This window comes from Microcoleus sp. BM001215392, from assembly GCF_036700185.1.
In the GTDB taxonomy this organism is placed as follows: domain Bacteria; phylum Cyanobacteriota; class Cyanobacteriia; order Cyanobacteriales; family Microcoleaceae; genus Microcoleus.
In genome coordinates this window covers 1-1,474 of record NZ_JAUBOJ010000705.1, presented here as the reverse complement: position 1 = coordinate 1,474, position 1,474 = coordinate 1, and the positions used below count along the sequence as shown (strand labels likewise).

Annotated in this window: 4 protein-coding genes; 1 reads left to right on the top strand and 3 read right to left on the bottom strand. The window is 44.8% G+C overall.

Features of this window, described 5'->3' with window-relative positions; genetic code table 11:
* From QT974_RS34315 to QT974_RS34305, 3 genes are all read right to left on the bottom strand, one after another.
* Window positions 1-213, bottom strand: a complete 213-nt coding sequence (locus QT974_RS34315; protein WP_333472809.1) for a hypothetical protein — start codon at window positions 211-213, stop codon at window positions 1-3.
* A gap of 210 nt (window positions 214-423) precedes the next feature.
* The gene (locus QT974_RS34310) at window positions 424-591 is read right to left on the bottom strand and encodes a hypothetical protein (RefSeq protein WP_333472808.1); all 168 of its coding nucleotides are present in this window, start codon (window positions 589-591) and stop codon (window positions 424-426) included.
* 66 nt (window positions 592-657) lie between these two features.
* Window positions 658-870, bottom strand: coding sequence for a hypothetical protein (locus tag QT974_RS34305; protein ID WP_333472807.1), 213 nt, complete (start codon window positions 868-870; stop codon window positions 658-660).
* Window positions 871-1,191: 321 nt separating this feature from the next.
* Here QT974_RS34305 and QT974_RS34300 point away from each other — a divergent pair, with 321 nt between their 5' ends.
* Window positions 1,192-1,377, top strand: a complete 186-nt coding sequence (locus tag QT974_RS34300) for a ribbon-helix-helix domain-containing protein (RefSeq protein WP_333472806.1) — start codon at window positions 1,192-1,194, stop codon at window positions 1,375-1,377.
* Window positions 1,378-1,474: the final 97 nt, after the last annotated feature.

Sequence of the window (1,474 nt, the reverse complement as noted above, 5' to 3'; positions counted from 1 at the left end):
TCACTCATAAATTATGTGCCGAAATGCTTCGCCCTTGCCAAAATGAGATGCACCCGCTTCCCCTTTACTCATGGCTTGATTGATATCTTGATAAAATGCAACCATCAATATCCCTTCCACCATTGCTTGTGCGATCGGCAAGTAATATTCAGACCAACATTTTTTTGGAGAAGCTTTAATTCTAGTATAAGCGATATTTAAGCGATCGCACATTTAGCAAAAGTTCATTGCAACTAATATCAATTCCGTCAAGCATCAGAATCATTCATCTCTCTTGTCTCTCTCTGTCTCAAGAGCGTCAAGAGCGGTTAAATCACCTGACAATACAACCGGAATTGATATGATATCTTGCACCTGTTGCAATAGTCCGCCAGAGGTTTAAACCCCCGACGGACTTAATTCGGTTAGCCCGTCTTTGTATTTTTAAACAGCCGACACCCACACAACCTCAAACACTCCATCAGGAACAAACCGACACAAAGCCCTCAAACGATCGTCCGCATCTTGGCGGTTAAAAAAACGAGCAACCGTGTAATGCTGAGCATTCGGCAAAATCCGCACGATCGCCCAAGAATTGCGATCGCCACCCACAATCGGAGAATTGGCATTTCTCAGAGAGTTGAGATAACGGGCGATGGCTACTTCCTTAGCTTGCGCCTACGCACTACCCTTGATATTCGCCGCCACGCGCTCAATTACCATCCCCACCAAGCTTTCCAACTCCTGCTGAGTCAACTGCGCGCGATCGGCATCAAAATCGTCATCCGAGTAGCAGCGGATGCGCGACAGCAGTTGCGTAACGCTAAAGTCATCTAAAGCTTGTTGATAGCCGCGAGTATATTCGCTCTCGTCGCTTCCAGGCCTTACCATAGAGATTAGACAAGAGTGCAAAAATCATAGAAGGGCGTAGCATTTGGACATAAAATCTTAGGTTTAACCGATAAATTTTCGCCCAAATGCTACGCCCCTACATATACATTTCGACTTGTGCAAGAGATCTATTGTCTCCTTGCTTATTTGGGGGCCATCAGCCAGCGAAGAACTTTCCTAGGGATCGCGCTGGCTTTTGACTTATTCAGATTATAGCATGAATATAGCATATATCAATGCCTTAAATGAGCTATATTCGACAATATGGTCTAGATACAGCACAATGACGATCGGCTTAAACTAAAAAATAGTGAATATATTATGACCAAACGCTTAGCGACCTATTTAGCCGATGGAATCTATGACATTTTGGAAGAGTGGGCCGATCGGGAACGCCGTTCAATCAGCAGCTTAGCAGCCTTCGTTTTGGAACAAGCTGCTAGAGAATATCAAAAGGAAATGAAACAACAGCCCCCGTCTGCGGATGAAAAGCAGGAGAAAAGTTGAGAGAAGTTTGGGCGATCGCTCCGGCTGCCCGGAGGTTGTACCATAGACAAGAGTGCAAAAATCATAGAAGGGCGTAGCATTTGGACATAAAATCTTA